Here is a 16,994-nt window from a genome sequence, read left to right on the forward strand (position 1 = left end):
ATACCAATTCAAGGGTTTGATGACCTGCGGAGGTGAGTTTTGTCTGTGTAGTCAGGCCAGTGCGGTCTTCTCCGAATATAGAAAGCTCGTCTCGCACCGAAGGGGAGACGCTCTAGCGTGTAGTGCAGCCTCTCGTATAGAAGAGACTGCACTCTGCACTCATTACTCAATTTTCAGAACTCTGTGGTGAGTGTGGTACTTCCTAATTAAAGTTTTTGGCATACCCCAGAGTTATCTATTTAGTCAAAATTGGGCAAACTAAAACTACACCACAATTAAAGTGCAAAATGGTACAAAGCATCATTATAAATCTACCTTTTCTGCTTGTTTGATTTAGCATATTGCACCAGTTGTAATAACCGTCTTGGTTACAAACTGCTAGATTATGGTTTCAATCCTCTAAAAGACGACTGAAAAAGCTAGTACAGCACCGCCCAAATAGAGCAACGATTGAAAATCGCACAAAAGCCTATCCTATAAGCTTTTTGCCTTTTGACTTCCGACTTCTAGCTTGCGGTACGAGCGTAGAAAGTCATTTCTAGACGCAATAACTTTTTCCTCCCAAACACTTACAACCTGCTTTTGGATTCAAATTTTCTATGTCAGACCCCAACATTGGTCGCTTACTCAGCAAACGCTACCAACTCCAGGAGTTAATCGGTACTGGAGCAATGGGTCGGGTTTATCGTGCTAAAGATACTTTGTTGGGAGGTGTACCTGTTGCGGTTAAGTTTCTGGCTCTCTCAATCCAAAATGAAAAGATGCGATTGCAAGACCGCTTTGAGCGAGAAGCAAAAACCTGTGCTTTACTAGGGCAAAAAAGCATCCATATTGTCCGAGTTATGGATTATGGCGTAGATGACAATAACACCCCGTTCTACGTCATGGAATATCTACAAGGACAAAGCCTGAACAATATTATTCGCAAGCAACGACTGCCTTTACCAAGATTCCTGAGTATGGCGCGTCAACTCAGCCTAGGATTACAGTGTGCCCATGATGGCATCCCAGTTGATGGTACTATTTGCCCAATTATCCATCGTGATGTCAAGCCAAGTAATATGCTGGTGATTCAAGATCCCAGTTTTGGAGAATTGGTCAAGGTTCTAGATTTTGGTATTGCTAAATTATTACAGTCAGATGGTGACCATACAAAATTCTATTTAGGGACATTGGCTTATTCTTCTCCCGAACAGATGGAGGGTAAGGAATTAGACAACCGTGCTGATATTTATAGTTTGGGCGTCATGATGTTTGAGATGCTCACAGGCAAAATGCCACTGGTAGCACCAACTCACTCTTTTGGAGCATGGTATAAAACACATCACTATCAAAAACCACGTTCTTTTGCTGAGGTTGTGCCTGGATTAGAACTACCAAAAGAAATTGAAAATTTGGTGATGAGTTGTCTAGCTAAACTAGCACGCGATCGCCCCCAAAGCATCACTGAAATTCTCAGAGTTTTAGCATCTCTAGAAAAGCCTGAGCATACACGCAAAATTCAGCAAGACAGCCATGCTCTAGTTCCTTCTAGTACAGCTAGCCCTGAGCTTGAACAAAAGACTAAAGCCGATTTGCGGGTATCCTGGTCAAACGATGAAATCGCTCGTGCCATTTCCTGGCCCCAAAATAAACCAATTGCCGATATTGTCTTTCCCCAGACCATTCAAACCAATGGGGAGATTCTACCAGCCCTATGGGTGATGCTACCACAAGCAGAAATTCAAAAGCGCTTACTCTGTACCCGCTATAACCAATTTCTTTTCATCTCGATTCCTCATCCCATGTTGCTATGGATTACTGTCATCTATAACCGCAAGCATGGTGCTAAATGGTTGCCTTATTACCTTGATTTCAAAAGCAGTCTTGGTCAAGAAATTGCCAGATTACTCCAGCACACAGGTTACTACCGCTTGTTATTCTTTGCACGAGAAACACCAAATCGCTGTACCCATATCTTACTTTCCAGCGTTGCTTCTGCCCAACGCCAGCGATTACAAGAGTGGGTCGCAATGAGCAACACCTTAATGTCCTCTGCTGACCCACAAATCAGTAAAAGCTTACTCAAAAGCGAGTATGAAAAGATTAAGCCTCAAATTCTAACAAAACTAGAAAGTATTGATACAGATTCTCCATACGATCTTTCCAGCTAGTGGTCTGTCAATCCAAATTTGACGGCTTAGGACTGACACAGAGACGCGGAGAATTTTAAATAAAGCAAACTTGCCTTGAGAGACTACTAGGAATAATTTCTTAATGTTACCTGTTTTAGATGTAACTAAGGGGTCGTCACTCAAATAATGTAAACTTTTATAAACAAAATATATATAAAGATGTAAGTTCTAGTTATATGTATAAAGAGTGAAATCACTAGCTGCTCAATTAGTGCTGTCTAAATTCTCTCTGAATATTCCTCTGTATACATTCCAGTAAATTGTCAATTTACGCAGGTGTGATTCTCAGACTAGACGAAACAAGAAGAAGTTTGGCTAAAGTAAACAGAAATTTTAGTCTACAAAGCTGAAATTAAGTCTAGACTCCAACAGATATGCCGTAGAAAATGTTACTCATTCTTAGTTAATTTCGTGGATTGAACTTTTGCATAGCTCTTGTGGAATTACTTATCGAAGTTGACGCCCCGACATCCCCAGCTCTTTTCCTCCTTGGAACCAAGCAAGAGAAGGAGGTCGCCCACTGCGACATCAGAACGACTCTATGCCATAGTGGAACCGGAATCTAAGCCCCACTGGTGCTTAAGAAGCTCTTGATAAGTTGCCTCGCGCACAACCATTTGCTCATAGAGCTTAACTAAAAAGTCTTTAGCTTGGTCGTGGCTCATATTTTGTACCTGAGTAGCAAATGAGCAGATGCTGAATTGCTGTTCCAAAGATAGTTTCATGGGTTGATTCATAGTTAACTCCGAAAAAACAACGCGTAAAGGTGATATCGCTCACAGAAGTCCAAATGGGATAAGATTTGGACTCATATCTGTCCAACATTTGTTCCTCCGTATTACGAAAGATAACAATTGTTTGACAGATTGCCCACATCCGAAATGTGGACTTTTTCTGCTCTGATATCTTGCACCTAATCCTACTGATATACCACCCAAGTTATTTGAACCATATTCCGGAAAATAGGCTCTATTTAGCCTCGGATAAGTATAACTACCTCCCTGATTCCTTCCTGCTTCGCACAATTCTCCTTTGAGGAGAAGATCAGGTGCTATGCTTAAACGTCTTAGTTTTTCTGTTAAAAAAACCTAAGATGCTTTCTCCTCCAGTATGGAGGAAGCTTCGGAGGGCGGAGATTTTAAGGAGGTTGGGGAATTAATGGTAATAAGCGTGAATTATAGTCGCTCTACCTTATTGCGTGCAAGATGTCAATTAACCAATTTATGCAAATCTAGCCTCTTTAGGTCATTTTAGAGGCTAAAAATATTTGTATCAAATTGTAAAAAGGAAAAATGCTCACACTGAACAAATTACTGAGTATATTTACCGGATTTGTCCTTTGTCCTTGGAAAAAGAGCAATAACTAATGACTATTTTCTTCGAGTGAGACGATGACAACTGTAATGTTATCGTGCCCTCCGTGGTCTTTGGCAGCCTCAATTAGAGAGATGGCAGCTTTATCAAGCCAAGGACTATCTTGCAAACAGCTAGCAATCTTTTGCTCAACAAGTTCTTCTGTAAGACCATCACTACATAACAGCAAGCGATCGCCAGCTTTGACATCTAGTGGTTGTACATCAATCTGATGTAAGTCTTCACGTCCCAAACAGCGGGATAATACATGACGAAAAGGATGTAATCGTGCTTCATCTAAGGTGATGTCACCGATTTTGATTGCTCGTGCTACCCAAGTGTGGTCTTCTGTTACCTGTTCTAAGTGCGACTCCCGCAAGCGATACAGCCGCGAATCGCCAACATGAGCGCACCAAGGCGACTCTGGAGCGCGAAAAATCACTGCTACAACCGTTGTCCCCATGTCGGCGCGTTCGGGATGGTTTTGCTGATCCCGCAAAATCGCTTCATTGGCTCCCCACAAAGCTTGCTCTAGCAATTCTTGAGAAGATTTAGAAGATTCCCAATTTGCTACCAAATACGCCTGAATTTCTCCAGTAGCAATGCGACTTGCTTCCTCACCTCCGGCATGACCACCCATTCCATCGGCGACGACGAAAAACCGACCTTCTGGGTCGATATAGTAAGCATCCTGATTAGTAGAACGAATAAGTCCCGGATCGCTAAAACCCGTGAAATTGAGTTTCATAATTTTTTTTGCAACAATTAATACATACGATCGTAACGGTCTAGGCGTAAAAGTAGTCGGATCAGGATCACTGAGAGCGCCGCTACAATTAAACCAGGCACTAGTGCCCACCATACATAATTGCTAACCACTAAAATCGTAGCTGAAAGTGTGAAACCACTGATTAACAGAGCATAACTTATTGAGAGTTGAATACTGCTCTGTCGTCGTAGCAGGCGTTCGGTTTCTATAGATCGAACGCGCAAGCGCATATCTCCCTGCTCTAGCTTCTCCAGTGTATCCTCTAATCTACGTGGTAGACCAAAGGCGGTACTACTTACCTGAGCTGCTTGGCGACTTAATTCGTTCAGAAAGCTATTCCCCTCAGAACCATTCATATCGGTCATAAGTTGCATTGCATACGGTTTGGCAACTTCCATAAAGTTAAATTCTGGATCTAAACCCTTGCCTACCCCTTCTAGGGTAGAAAAGGCTCGCATCACAAAAGTGAAAGTTGCAGGAAATCTAAATGGCTGATTATAAGCTATTTCGTAAAGGTCGTCACTGATTGCCGCGACTGATTGGTTTTCAAAGGGCTTATCCATGAAATTGTCCAGCATATACTGGACGGAACGCCGGACTGGCCCCATGTCATCGGTTGGGGCGATCGCACCTAAATCGATGAGAGACTGCACAACGCGATCGCCATCTTTTTGGGCAATGCCAAACAGTGTTTGCATCAGTCCTTCGCGGATGTTGGACTTAATCCGCCCCATCATCCCGAAATCGTAGAATATGAGAGCGCCATTTGCACTGACGGCAATATTGCCTGGGTGAGGATCGGCGTGGAAAAAGCCACTATTGAGTAATTGTAGTAAGTAGGCTTGAGCGCCTTGACGAGCGATCGCTTTTCGATCCAAACCCGCTGCTTCTAAAGCTTCGTATTGGCTAATTTTAATTCCAGGAAGATATTCCAAAGTCAGTACTCTGGAAGTGGCGTAACGCCAGTATATTCTGGGGACATTCACCCAATCGTAGCCGCGAAAGTTCCGGCGAAAAGTATCGGCGTTACGACCTTCGTTAAGATAATCAATTTCTTCCCAAAGAATGCGGCAACATTCTTCGTAAATACCCAACCAATCTCTCCCCCGTCCCCATTTGGGATGGTTTTGAAAGTAGCGGGTAATTCCCTTGAGAATCTGTAAATCTATTTCAAATAACTTCTTTAGTCCAGGACGTTGCACCTTGACAACAACCGATTCCCCAGTATGTAGCACAGCTTTGTGCACTTGCCCCAAGCTAGCGGCAGCTAAGGGAATCGGTTCAAAATTATGGAAGAGTTCAGGAATTTTTTTGCCTAGTTCTTTCTCAATGGTCGCTTCTACTTGCTCATAGCTAAATGCCGGTACTTTGTCTTGTAACTTGGCTAGTTCTTCTACATATTCACCAGGGAATATATCAGCACGGGTAGAAAAAAGTTGCCCAACTTTGATGAAGGTTGGGCCTAAATCAAGTAGGGTATTGCGAATCCAAACCGCTTGGGTTTTGCGTCTTGCAGCTTGCTTTGCGTCACTCACACCACCCGGATAACTCCAAGATTTGTTGTATAGCCAAAGTTTGAACAATAAGGTCAAGACAAAAGACCAAATGTCCACAAAACGCCGTCTGCTAGAGTATTTTTCCCGATTCCAACGGTATGCCTTCTCTGAATAACCTTGTTCCATATACTTTGTTTACCGTTGGTTTGCGACCGAATCACTTGGAAGAAAAGACACTCTGATTCCTAAACTGTTTTTTTCTTAAGTGTCCTTTGTCATTTGTCATTTGTACATAATTTTTGACCAATGACTAATAACCAATGACTAATGACTAAAATTTATGCAGAAGTTCGGCGATAATGCTGCAATTCTGTTCGTAACAGGGCAATTTCTGCTCTTAATTCGTCAATATCTGCTTGCAAGTCACCGGAATCAGAACTGGTTTGTCTAGTACCTGTAGTAGATTGACCAGCATTAGCTGATTCTGCTGCCCGATTTGCCCGTTCTAGGACTTCTTCTGTAAACTGGCGCAGTTGCTCTCTAGCTTCTGCATCAAATTTGCCCAGATCGCTCAAAGCATCGGTCAAGGCGACCTCTAAACGCTCATTAACTACTTCTGCCACCGCTCTGCCTACGAAAAAGGCTTGCACAAGGGGATTACTCATAAATTTTTGTTACGTTGCACCGCAAGAGAATTATAACTTGCCTGTATGCTTTGCGGCTTCTATTGTAGAGCTAGAAATTTGGCGTTGGCGATCGCTTTATTGATGGCATTCCAGCAACTCTCGATAATATTGCTCTGGTGTACTCGGTAAATAAGTCGTCATTTGCAAAGTTTGTTCCTTCAATTTGAACCCTTGGGTAATGTTAATCCGGCTGAGGAAATCGATATCGTGGGAAATTACCCAAAGCGCTCCTTGGTAATCATTGATACCTACTACCATTTGTTCAACAGTTTCAATATCCAGGTTATTAGTTGGCTCATCGAGAATCAGTAAATCGATTTCTGAGATACTTATCATAGCGATCGCTAACCTTGCCAACTCACCCCCACTCAGTATGGAAGCGCTTTTGTGAACGTCATTATATTTAAAAAGGAAGTGTCCCAGTTGTTGACGCAAAAGCTGATAGCTGAGATTAGGATTGGCAGCTTGCATATTTTCCAAAAGTGTGTATTGGCGATTTACCAATTCGTAGGTTTGATCGAGATATACAGCTTTCATCGCTGGTGTGAGCAAAACCTCACCTGACTCCAAAACTGCTGTTTGGTTTTCTATCCCCAAAATTGCTTTGACCAAACTCGATTTACCAGAACCGTTTGCGCCGATAATAGCTATGCGATCGCCAGATGATATATGCAGTTGAATATTTTGAATCAATAAACGTTCTGATATCCTCAGATTTGCACCCTGGATATTAATTAGATTTCGGCGCTTTTGATTTTTTTCTTCTAGTTGAATACTCGTGACTTTGGTAGTTTTGACCTTTGTCTCTGCAACCTTTTGATTAGCCTTTGCTACTGCTGCTTCATGTTTCTTCTTCGCAGTTCCGGTAGACGCTTCAGCTTTAGTTTTAATTAGTCCGGCTGCCATTCTATCAATACTACCATTAAGGAACTTGGCGCGACCGTTACGGTTAGATTGGGCTGCGCGTTGCTGTTCTTGCATAGCTGTGGCTTGGGTACGTTTGAGTTCCTTTCTAGCGGCTTCGTGCGATCGCAATGCTACCTCTAACTCGATTTCTTTCTGTTCTCGATAGTGTGAGAAATTACCGCCATATACTTTCACGCCAGCAGGTGTAAGTTCCCAGGTTACATCTGTCACTTGATCTAGGAAAAAAGGCTTATGTGAGACAATTACAAAAGCACCGGGAAAATCTTGAAGAAACTGCTTTAAGCTTTCTAGCGCTTCCAAATCCATGTGATTTGTTGGCTCATCAAGTAATAGCAAGTTTGGTTCTTGAGCTAAACCGATTGCCAGAAATAGTTTAGTAATTTCTCCACCGCTCAAGTTAGTAATTGGTAAAGATAAGTCAAGTGCTGTGTGGAATTGTGTTTGTAAAATCTCCTCAATCTTCCACCATTCATCAGAGGTAGAAATCAAAAAATTAAGTACTGTATCTGCTGTTATTTCTTGTCTGATAGTGCTGATTTGTGGCAAATAATAGACAACATCATTACGCCAAACTGAGCCTGTATTAGGGCTAATTTGACCTGTAATTATCTTGAGTAGGGTTGATTTTCCTACACCGTTGCGACCGACTAAAGCAATGCGATCGCCCGCCTCGATACTCACATGAACTCCTTGAAACAAAGTTCTATCTAAGCTGAGATTATAGGCTAAATTCTCAGCTACCAATATTGATTTTTTCGGCATTCTTCTCAAACCTCAATTCGCAAATTATCACCCGCATTTTTCCAAAATCTGCGGGTAGATTAGACACAAAAAAGTAGCCGTAGACACTTGTCAATCGGTTTATTGTAGATATGAATGATGACAATATTTTTAGTGCATGACTATGTGAAGTAACCCTGTCAAACTAGTTGCGTTTATTCTTCGTTGACATTTGTTGCTTTGGTGCAACAGGTGTTTGGTACTACTTCATTTGTGCTATCTCGTTGGAGTTGTGATGAGGTTTGATATTGACTACAGTGTAACACTAAGGAATTTCGGAAAGCGAGGATGCGATCGCTTTTTCTATTTCCACACTCCCCAGCCTTACTAAAAAGACTTACAGCAGTTTGATTCTGTCTTAAATACTCTTGTGGGGTAGGCATCTTGCCATTGGTGTCAAGTTAAAGCCTCAGCCCAGATGTCAAGAGACCTTGCGGCATTGCGTCGGTGTCGTCGGCGAATAGCTTTAACCAAGCTCATATAGGAATCCGGTTTGATTACTGAAAGCATTTGCGTAGGTAGGCAATAGGCAATAGGCAATAGGATTTCAGAAGATTAAGGTGTACCGAATTTTTTTCAAAAATCAAATATGAGTCCTATAGAACGCTGATGCTCTACTAACCAAGGAATATGTAGTTGTGGGTTTTGCGTAGGCGTAGCCCGCCGTAGGCATCGTGCGCGATTAAAAAAGTATAAACTGCGGAAAACCATCTCCAGGGAAATACGTTCTAAGGGTTGTTGCAAAGCGACAGCTACATCAGCACACAAATGCTTATCCGAGCAGAGCAGTATTGGGATGCTCCAGTTACAACTGTGGTTGCGATCGCAAGTCTTCTAATACTCCCTGCAAAAATTTACCCCATTCCGCCGCCAAAGGGATTTCTGTAAACGGAACCCGCACTGAGTTAGTAGATTCGGAAAATAGAAATTCTAATTCTATAGAACGACCTTTTTCCGGTGGATTCTCTACATCTACTGATTTGTCATCAACTAAAAACTGGATTTGTTTGATATCAAGCAAAGAGAATGTTTCTAGTTTAATCGGCCCTTTAGGCGTGGGTTTTCCCCAAGTTAGATTATTGCCTTTTTGACCTAGTACGGAATAAATATCATACTTAGCTCGTTCAAATTGCTCTGCCCAGGCGCGATAGGCTTCAACTTTTTGATACTCCTTCGAGCCTTGCCAAGCCAACCAGAAAAACATTACTAATAGGGGCAACCACAAAAGACCACGTTCCATCGTTTAAAAAAATCCTCAGTCCTGAGTGAAACTTGTAACTAAAAGTGCAAAATCCACCAACAAGTGATGCAGATAAGTTATGGTAGTGAGCAAACTGGCAAAAAGCGGTGATGAGTTAATATGAGAAAACTTATATTATTGTGCTTGTTTGTCATTGGGCTGGGATCTGCCATATTTGGTTTCCTGAATTTTCAGGGATTGGCAGCTAAAGGAGAGTTTGAGACGATTTTGCTTGATTTTCGGGAAGATATTCCATCATCTGTGGTGGAACAGAATTTGCAAGCGATCGCCAAACAATATAACGTTACACCCCAATTAGACAACAAGTTTTCCAAAAAAGATAATGTGTATATTATCAAGGGCGATCGCCAACGGCTCCAAGAACTGAAAAAATCTCAGTTTGCCCAAGCTACAGAATTCATTGAACCAAACTATATCTACAGCAAGATTCCTCAACCAGGTGAAGCCGCTTGGCTAGGAGAATTTTTAAGACCCCAAGAAAATGAAGAAGCAAGTCCTTCATTGACTGGCCCCAATGACCAATATTACAGCAAGCAGTGGAACTTGCACAAAATCGGTATTGAAGGCGCATGGAGTCAAACCAAAGGTAGTGGCATCACAGTTGCAGTGATTGACACCGGGATTACCAAGGTTCGCGACTTGTATGAGACAAAATTCGTCAAGGGCTATGATTTTGTTAACGATCGAGAAGAAGCCACAGACGATAATGGCCACGGTACTCATGTTGCCGGAACTATTGCCCAAGCCACAAATAACAAATATGGCGTAGCTGGAATTGCTTACGAAGCCAGTCTGATGCCGCTGAAGGTACTCAGTTCTTATGGCGGTGGTACCATTGCCGATATTGCCGAAGCGATTAAATTTGCTGCTGATAAAGGCGCAGATGTGATTAATATGAGCTTGGGCGGTAGCGGTGAAAGCCAGTTGATGAAACAAGCGATCGAGTATGCCCATAGAAAAGGTGTAGTTATTATTGCCGCAGCCGGGAATGAAAACGCTAATGGGGCAAGCTATCCAGCCAGATACCCATACGTCATCGGCGTTTCGGCAATTGGCCCAGATGGCGAAAGAGCGCCCTATTCTAACTTTGGTGCAGGGGTAGATATCTCTGCTCCTGGTGGTAGTGAAGCTGGTAAGATTCTCCAAGAAACCATCGATGAAAAGGGCGAAGGCGTATTTCTGGGCTTCCAGGGTACAAGCATGGCTGCTCCCCACGTTGCTGGTGTTGCGGCATTAATCAAAGCTGCTGGCATTCAAGAACCAGATGAAGTTTTAAAAGTCCTCAAGCAGTCCGCACGAGTGATTCAGGATGATGGTTTGAACTATTATGGCGCTGGACAACTCAATGCAGAAGCAGCAGTCAAACTAGCCTTTAGCGGACAAATCAGTTTCCCAGATTTCTTTCGGTGGTTACGGGATAGTGGCTATCTTAACCCAGGCTTTTGGATTGATGGTGGTGCGATCGCACTAATACCAAAGATTTTAATGGTAGTTGGTTCCTATCTGTTGGCTTGGTTTTTACGGGTTTACTTCCCCTTCACTTGGAGTTGGTCTTTATCTAGTGGACTAATAGCTGGCAGTTCTGGGTTATTCTTCCTCAAGGGAATCTATATTTTTGATCTTCCCCAATGGCCTTTCCGGGTTTTGGGCAGTTCCATTCCCGAACTAGGAAATACCCTCCAGGGAACTGATGCCTTGAATCCCCTATTTGCTAGTGTACTGATTCCCATTGTGTTAATGGCATTGCTGCTGGGACATCCGAGTTGGAAATGGTTTGCCATTGGTTCAACTTTAGGTGTAGCAGCGTGCTTAACTATAAGTGCGTTTTTAGATCCGGCAGTTTGGGGATTAGGAAGTGGTAACTTAGCACGCCTCTTCCTAATTGTTAATGCCCTAATTTGTTATGGACTTGTTCGTTTAGCATTGAAAAACGAAGAAAAAATAGCATAAATGGGGAGTGGGGAGTGGGGAATGGGGAATGGGGCATTGGGCATGGGGCATTGGGCATAGCGCATGAGGAATCAATTTTTATAACTCCTAACTCCTAACTCCTAACTCCTAACTCCTAACTCCTAACTCCCTACTCCCTACTCCCTACTCCCTCCCACTCAGCACTCTTATGAGCATTACACTTACAGGTACAATCGAACGCCGTGATATTGGCACAGGCGCATGGGCGTTAGTCACAGAAGAGGGTGTTACTTACGAAATCCTCAGAGGGGCTGACAAAGACTTACTCAAAGCCGGACAAAAGACAAAAGTTAAAGGAAAGGTGCGCGAAGATATCATGACTACTGCCATGATTGGCCCTGTCTTGGAGGTCAAATCTTTTGAGGTAATTAGTTCTGATTAGCTGTAGAATTCAGAACCTCTTGCAGACGGCTTCTAAACTCCCCTTTGGGATGACCTCCTTTTACCTCACCCACAATCTTAAATTCCCCGTCTGGAGAATTGCAGAGGATATAAGTAGGCCATCCCATTTCTGATTTATCGGGATATTGAGTTAATAAAATCTTGCGATACTTGCGGTAAGCAGTTGTATCTTGCATCTTTACATCGATAAATTCTAAACCCAGTTCTTCTACCACCTTTTTGTCATAAAAAGACATTTTGTGGCAGATGCCGCATTCTTCTGAAGAGAACTTAATCACAGCTAAACTCATGGGTTGGCTACTCTTTGATTCTAGGCAAAGTTTTTTAGCATAATGCCATGAAATATTACCATATAGCTGGGCATTCGTGTCAACCTAAGCCTAAAACCCTACTCCGATATTTTTTCCTCCTTCGCTGCTTCTAGTAGGGAAGGTAATTTTGTTTGAGGTTCTGCCTTTAGCAACGTGGCTGTCCTGTACTAATGCGATCAATTCTCCTAGTACCGCAAGATGGAAGTCAAAAGAATTGTATTCCGAGCTTTTTGCGCCATTTCAAAGAGTTTTATAACCCGCGTAGGCGGGTTTTGTATGTGTAGCAGCGACTTCTAGTCGCAGAGGCAAGTAATAATTTAGACTTTTCAAACACCCTCTAAGACTTTTAGCAATTCCTAAACTTGGATTTAAGTCGGTAGTAAAATTGATTGAAGATTTAAATAATGATAGTAATAAGTTTAGAACTTACTAACTGTAAAAAATAATTGCGGTATCCACTTACCAAAATAGTTTTTTTTAGGGTTTTATTAATTATTCTTTTATGGTGAGTAGATCAACGCCGTAGGTGCAATTCATGAATTACCCCTACAGCAGATGTGGTTTTTCAAAACATTGATATTTGGTCTTTACTCTCAATACGTAAGGACTAATGTTGATTCAAAAAGCTGTCTACTGACTTCCTCTGTTGATCTCGGAGAATGAAAAAAGGTCTTGGAACTTACTAGAGAAGTTAAGGGAAAAGGTAAAGTGTAGTCAGATATAAACTTCGTTCTAAATTCTGAATTTTTGAAGCAGCTTTCAAGGGATAATCCTTCTTATACAGCAGCCTACACGGAGAAATTAATATGACATCTCCAGAAACGGTTATATGGCTACAAGAACGCACGAGTTTAGGAATTCTCTCGCCGGAAGTGTTGAATGCGATCGCTCAACAAATTGAAGAACAAGTAGTGAGTGCCGAAACTGACTTAGTTAGCGAAGGCACTCCTCCAGAAGCCCTTTATATTCTTGTAGAAGGTCAACTCGAAAGCAATAGCACCAATGAAACCAACCCAGCTTTAGCTTGTGGATTCCTTCCAGGAGCAGTGATTGAACTCAAAGAATTGCTGTTGGATGAATTAACTCCATTCACAATTACTACAGTAACGGAATGTCACTTGTGGGTTGTGCCTGCTGCTAAATTTCGTGAGTTAGCCACCCAATACCCCGAAATTGCTCAAGCTTTTTCGCGTCAATTGGCTCAAGAATTAGCTCAGGTTACATCTGCACTTGGCTATGAACAAGAGCGTTCCGTAGCTTTGCGGCCATATTTAGTCACCAAGGCGCAACGGGGAATTGTCGGTACAAGTCGCTATGCTGTTCGGCTGCGGGAGCAAATTCGTTTATCGGCTGCCGATCGCAAATCTGTGGATATTTTCGGAGAACCAGGGTTAGAAAAAGACAATATAGCAGCCCTCATCCACTTTGGTTCTCCAAAACGGCGAGAACCAATTATTAAAGTAAATTGTGGTATTCTCCAAACGAGCGGTGCAGATTTATTCGGTCGCGCTGGTGGTAAACCAGGATTGTTGGAATGGTTGGGAGAAGGCACTCTAGTTCTCAACAATATTCAAGAATTGCCCGAAGAATTATTACCTGCCGTGACGGAGTTGCTCAAAACTGGTACGTATACTCCCGTCAGTCGTTCTGGAGATTCAGTAGCCGAACCTCGCCCCAGTAAAGCCAGAATTCTGATTGTTTCAGAAAAAACTCAGCCGACAATTGAACGCTCTGTTGGTCATATTATTAAAGTACCACCGCTACGGGTGCGGAAAGCCGATATTCAGACACAAGTTGAATATTATACCAGTCTCTACATTCGGTCTAGAGGCGTTCCAAAACCCCACATTACCCCAGAAGCTTTGCGTCGCCTCCAGTCTTATGATTTTCCTGGCAACCTCAAAGAATTGAAAAATCTGGTTGAAAGGGCGATCGTGCAGGCTGAGGGTGCCAATGAATTAACAGAAGAAATTTTCTGGCCAGCCGAAACTAAGAAAAAACGATTTCGGGTGAATCTGTTAAATGCCTATCCCTCTTTACGGCGGTTTTTACGTAGTCCCTGGTGGCCCGATCGCATTAACTATGGTTTTACTGCAACGGCTTTTGCGATCACAGTTGCAGTATTATTTATTGGGCCACAAACCCGCGATCGCAATTTCGTATTAAATCTATTTTGGGCTTGGTGGTGGCCTTTCTTCTTATTTCTCTTTCCCTTTTTGGGTCGTGTCTGGTGTTCTGTTTGTCCCTTCATGATTTACGGGGAAATTACCCAAAAGTTATCTTTATGGCTGTGGCCTCGAAAACTCAAACGCTGGCCAAGAGAACAAGCTGAGAAATGGGGTGGATGGTTCCTCTTTGGCTTGTTCTCCCTAATTTTCTTATGGGAAGAACTTTGGCATTTAGAAAATACTGCCTACCTCAGCGCTTGTTTACTATTGTTAATTACCTCTGGGGCGATGATTTTCTCGGCTCTTTTTGAGCGGCGATTTTGGTGTCGGTATCTCTGCCCCATTGGCGGGATGAATGGTTTATTTGCCAAACTCTCAATGACGGAACTCCGGGCACAGCAAGGTATTTGTTCTGCTAGTTGCACAACTTATCAATGTTATAAAGGTGGGCCGCAAAAGGGGGAAGGGCTGGAAACCAATGGATGTCCTTTATACTCCCACCCAGCGCAGTTAGAAGATAACCGAGATTGCGTACTGTGTATGACTTGCCTCAAAGCTTGTCCCCATCGTTCCGTTGAATTTAACTTGCGTCCCCCTGGTATTGAACTGTGGACAACTCATGTACCCCGCACTTATGAAGTAGCATTATTGTTTTTGCTCTTGGGTGGGATATATCTACATCGCTTGCCAGAGTTGCAGTCTTGGTTGGGGTTAGAACTGGATTTAAGTCAGTTTTGGCAACATTTGGGATTATCGCTGCTAGTGTTAATTATCCCAGCGATTCTTACTTTTGCGGCTTATGGCTTGCTCCAAGTGTTCAACTTTAACCGTAAGCCTCGATCATTTGTAGAGCTTGCATACGGCTACCTACCATTAGTTTTGGGGGGAAATTTAGCTCACTATTTGCGTTTGGGCTTGGGTGAAGGTGGGCGGATTTTACCTGTCACTTTTGCTACTCTTGGTTTGAGTGGTGAACAATTGCCAATATTAGTTGCTCACCCGGCAGTGATTGCCTTCTTGCAAGGTGCAACCATAATTTTCTCAGTGTTAATGACTATATTATTAACGCAAAAGATTGCCAAGCAACCAGTGCGATCGCTCCTTTGGCAACACCTAGCTGCGATCGCTTTGGGAGTTAGTATGTGGGCGATTATCGTGTTTTAAGCTTCACATCCTCCACCAGGCGGTTTCTAATCGCCTGGGCTAGGTGCAAAATGTGATTTAAGAACATTCTTCCCTACGAACGTGATAGAAAATACTTATATGATTTATGATTTTTGACTCATAGTGTAAGGATTACAGATAATGCACGTTCTAAAAAGATCCATCAAACCTGCAACTTATATATCATTCCTCCACATTTACCAGACTACTTGGGGAACTGCTGGTGATATTTGTTTAATCCGTGAATCTGTAGCTAATGATAGTACAGCGAAGTTTGTCGGGCATAAAATCCAACTAGCAATTCCAAGAGGGCTGGAGCGCGATCGCATCGCCAACTGTCCGATAATTAAAGTTGCAGGTAATGTCGGCGACGGACATCCCAAAGAGCATCCATTGGAATGGGAGGCTTATGAGGGTGTAAATGAAGAAATAGCTTTAGCGGCTCTCAAACCTTGGGGATTCAAGTTAATTAAACTCTAATATGGCAAACCAGGCTTCTAAATCCGCGATCGCCTGAAAATCCAACAATGCTTCACCGAGATTTTCTAATTGTTCTAAGGAGAGAGTTTCAATCCGGTCTAGCATCTCTTGGGGTAATTCTCCCACCCGTCGAGTAAGTTGACGGAGAATGAGCAATTGCCCTTCTGCTTTTCGTCCTTCTTCCCGTCCGCGTTGTTCACCGCGTTGTTCACCTTCAGCGAGAATTTCTTGATAAATTACTGACTCGCGCATCATACCCTCCCGAAATAATTGTCGAATCAAGTCTTGATTGTATTTTAACCCCGCTAAGATTTGGGTATACGCGGAAATTTCTGGTCGTTGTCTTGGCTCAAGTTGATTAACTTTTCCCACAACTTGTTGCAACAAAGCTTGAGGTTGCGTGGTTGCGGTCAGTGGTGCTAATGGTAACAAAGCTGGCTCATTGAGGAATAGTTCAGGATTTTCTTCCCATAAGCGAATCACGCGATATTCATGACGGGTAGTTTCGACACAGAAGACAGTTTCAATTACTGTTCCTGGTGCAGGGGGAAGCAGTAATACGACAACTTGCGTTATCGGTAGACGATACAAACGGTACAAGCGTACCCAATAATCTAGCATCCGCAGGGGTAGGGGTGGCGTAGATTCTAGTTTGGTCTGAAATTCCAGATGGAGAATGCGTCCTTGTAGTTGTAAAAATGTTACATAATCAGCGCGAATTGGTTCGATGCTCAATTCGGTTTTGAGGACTGTGACGCTTGTTTGTGGTGTACCCAAAACCCAACTGGCAAAGGTAGCAGGATGTTTTTCGGACAGTAGTTTGCAAAGGTTATCAAAAGACATTTGCGATCGCTAACAATTGAACGAGGTATTGTTATTATCTCGTGCAGTGGTTTGAGTAGCCGATGTCTACGACGGGCTATGACGCTCGCGGACTCGCTAACGCAACGCTTACGGCGTCGCACCATCGCTCAAGGAAGCTCAATACTATACTCTGAGCGTATCTTTTTAAATTCCTGTAATATTTACATTAATATTCCATTTCTGGCTAG

14 protein-coding genes are annotated in these 16,994 nt (G+C 42.8%); 5 read left to right on the top strand and 9 right to left on the bottom strand.

What is annotated here, in order from left to right; all coding sequences use genetic code 11:
• Positions 1–599: 599 nt before the first annotated feature.
• A complete protein-coding gene (locus A4S05_RS08370; RefSeq protein WP_069069373.1) occupies positions 600–2,153 on the top strand; it encodes a serine/threonine-protein kinase in 1,554 nt (517 codons plus the stop codon).
• Between the two features lie 560 nt (positions 2,154–2,713).
• Here the strand turns inward: A4S05_RS08370 and A4S05_RS08375 are convergent.
• The 7 genes from A4S05_RS08375 to A4S05_RS08400 form a co-directional block, all read right to left on the bottom strand.
• A complete protein-coding gene (locus A4S05_RS08375; RefSeq protein ID WP_041565841.1) occupies positions 2,714–2,911 on the bottom strand; it encodes an NblA/ycf18 family protein in 198 nt (65 codons plus the stop codon).
• Positions 2,912–3,537: 626 nt separating this feature from the next.
• A complete protein-coding gene (locus tag A4S05_RS08380) occupies positions 3,538–4,275 on the bottom strand; it encodes a Stp1/IreP family PP2C-type Ser/Thr phosphatase (RefSeq protein ID WP_069069374.1) in 738 nt (245 codons plus the stop codon).
• 17 nt (positions 4,276–4,292) lie between these two features.
• Entirely contained in the window at positions 4,293–5,978 is a 1,686-nt protein-coding gene (locus A4S05_RS08385; protein WP_069069375.1) for an ABC1 kinase family protein, read from the bottom strand.
• 152 nt (positions 5,979–6,130) lie between these two features.
• Positions 6,131–6,457 (bottom strand): DUF6825 family protein, encoded by a 327-nt coding sequence (locus tag A4S05_RS08390; protein WP_069069376.1) that lies wholly within the window; start codon positions 6,455–6,457, stop codon positions 6,131–6,133.
• 96 nt (positions 6,458–6,553) lie between these two features.
• A complete protein-coding gene (abc-f, locus tag A4S05_RS38680) occupies positions 6,554–8,167 on the bottom strand; it encodes a ribosomal protection-like ABC-F family protein (protein ID WP_084227032.1) in 1,614 nt (537 codons plus the stop codon).
• Positions 8,168–8,340: 173 nt separating this feature from the next.
• Entirely contained in the window at positions 8,341–8,568 is a 228-nt protein-coding gene (locus tag A4S05_RS40120; protein ID WP_141699674.1) for a hypothetical protein, read from the bottom strand.
• Between the two features lie 422 nt (positions 8,569–8,990).
• Positions 8,991–9,425 (bottom strand): hypothetical protein, encoded by a 435-nt coding sequence (locus tag A4S05_RS08400; RefSeq protein WP_069069377.1) that lies wholly within the window; start codon positions 9,423–9,425, stop codon positions 8,991–8,993.
• 120 nt (positions 9,426–9,545) lie between these two features.
• Here A4S05_RS08400 and A4S05_RS08405 point away from each other — a divergent pair, with 120 nt between their 5' ends.
• On the top strand, positions 9,546–11,396 hold the full coding sequence (locus tag A4S05_RS08405; protein ID WP_069069378.1) for a S8 family peptidase: 1,851 nt from the start codon (positions 9,546–9,548) through the stop codon (positions 11,394–11,396).
• Positions 11,397–11,565: 169 nt separating this feature from the next.
• Positions 11,566–11,799 carry a hypothetical protein gene (locus tag A4S05_RS08410; RefSeq protein ID WP_069069379.1) on the top strand — a complete coding sequence of 78 codons (234 nt, stop codon included), beginning with the start codon at positions 11,566–11,568 and terminating at the stop codon, positions 11,797–11,799.
• On the opposite strand, the gene A4S05_RS08415 is transcribed toward A4S05_RS08410, so the two are convergent.
• Positions 11,786–12,109, bottom strand: coding sequence for a hypothetical protein (locus A4S05_RS08415; protein WP_069069380.1), 324 nt, complete (start codon positions 12,107–12,109; stop codon positions 11,786–11,788). The genes A4S05_RS08410 and A4S05_RS08415 overlap by 14 nt on opposite strands.
• An 827-nt stretch (positions 12,110–12,936) precedes the next feature.
• On the opposite strand from A4S05_RS08415, the gene A4S05_RS08420 reads away from it, so the two are divergent.
• Together A4S05_RS08420 and A4S05_RS08425 are read left to right on the top strand one after the other, a co-directional pair.
• Positions 12,937–15,462, top strand: coding sequence for an AAA-type ATPase lid domain-containing protein (locus A4S05_RS08420; protein WP_069069381.1), 2,526 nt, complete (start codon positions 12,937–12,939; stop codon positions 15,460–15,462).
• A gap of 141 nt (positions 15,463–15,603) precedes the next feature.
• Positions 15,604–15,942: a hypothetical protein gene (locus A4S05_RS08425; protein WP_069069382.1), complete on the top strand. Its 339-nt coding sequence runs from the start codon at positions 15,604–15,606 to the stop codon at positions 15,940–15,942.
• On the opposite strand, the gene A4S05_RS08430 is transcribed toward A4S05_RS08425, so the two are convergent.
• Positions 15,928–16,785, bottom strand: coding sequence for a DUF4351 domain-containing protein (locus A4S05_RS08430; protein WP_069069383.1), 858 nt, complete (start codon positions 16,783–16,785; stop codon positions 15,928–15,930). The genes A4S05_RS08425 and A4S05_RS08430 overlap by 15 nt on opposite strands.
• Between the last annotated feature and the right edge of the window lie 209 nt (positions 16,786–16,994).

This window comes from Nostoc sp. KVJ20 (assembly GCF_001712795.1).
Taxonomy (GTDB): Bacteria; Cyanobacteriota; Cyanobacteriia; order Cyanobacteriales; family Nostocaceae; genus Nostoc.

Coding starts and splice junctions, on each gene's coding strand:
- A4S05_RS08370 (WP_069069373.1), top strand. CDS start 600: ATGTCAGACCCCAACATTGGTCGCTTACTCAGCAAACGCTACCAACTC.
- A4S05_RS08375 (WP_041565841.1), bottom strand. CDS start 2,911: ATGAATCAACCCATGAAACTATCTTTGGAACAGCAATTCAGCATCTGC.
- A4S05_RS08380 (WP_069069374.1), bottom strand. CDS start 4,275: ATGAAACTCAATTTCACGGGTTTTAGCGATCCGGGACTTATTCGTTCT.
- A4S05_RS08385 (WP_069069375.1), bottom strand. CDS start 5,978: ATGGAACAAGGTTATTCAGAGAAGGCATACCGTTGGAATCGGGAAAAA.
- A4S05_RS08390 (WP_069069376.1), bottom strand. CDS start 6,457: ATGAGTAATCCCCTTGTGCAAGCCTTTTTCGTAGGCAGAGCGGTGGCA.
- abc-f (WP_084227032.1), bottom strand. CDS start 8,167: ATGCCGAAAAAATCAATATTGGTAGCTGAGAATTTAGCCTATAATCTC.
- A4S05_RS40120 (WP_141699674.1), bottom strand. CDS start 8,568: ATGCCTACCCCACAAGAGTATTTAAGACAGAATCAAACTGCTGTAAGT.
- A4S05_RS08400 (WP_069069377.1), bottom strand. CDS start 9,425: ATGGAACGTGGTCTTTTGTGGTTGCCCCTATTAGTAATGTTTTTCTGG.
- A4S05_RS08405 (WP_069069378.1), top strand. CDS start 9,546: ATGAGAAAACTTATATTATTGTGCTTGTTTGTCATTGGGCTGGGATCT.
- A4S05_RS08410 (WP_069069379.1), top strand. CDS start 11,566: ATGAGCATTACACTTACAGGTACAATCGAACGCCGTGATATTGGCACA.
- A4S05_RS08415 (WP_069069380.1), bottom strand. CDS start 12,109: ATGAGTTTAGCTGTGATTAAGTTCTCTTCAGAAGAATGCGGCATCTGC.
- A4S05_RS08420 (WP_069069381.1), top strand. CDS start 12,937: ATGACATCTCCAGAAACGGTTATATGGCTACAAGAACGCACGAGTTTA.
- A4S05_RS08425 (WP_069069382.1), top strand. CDS start 15,604: ATGCACGTTCTAAAAAGATCCATCAAACCTGCAACTTATATATCATTC.
- A4S05_RS08430 (WP_069069383.1), bottom strand. CDS start 16,785: ATGTCTTTTGATAACCTTTGCAAACTACTGTCCGAAAAACATCCTGCT.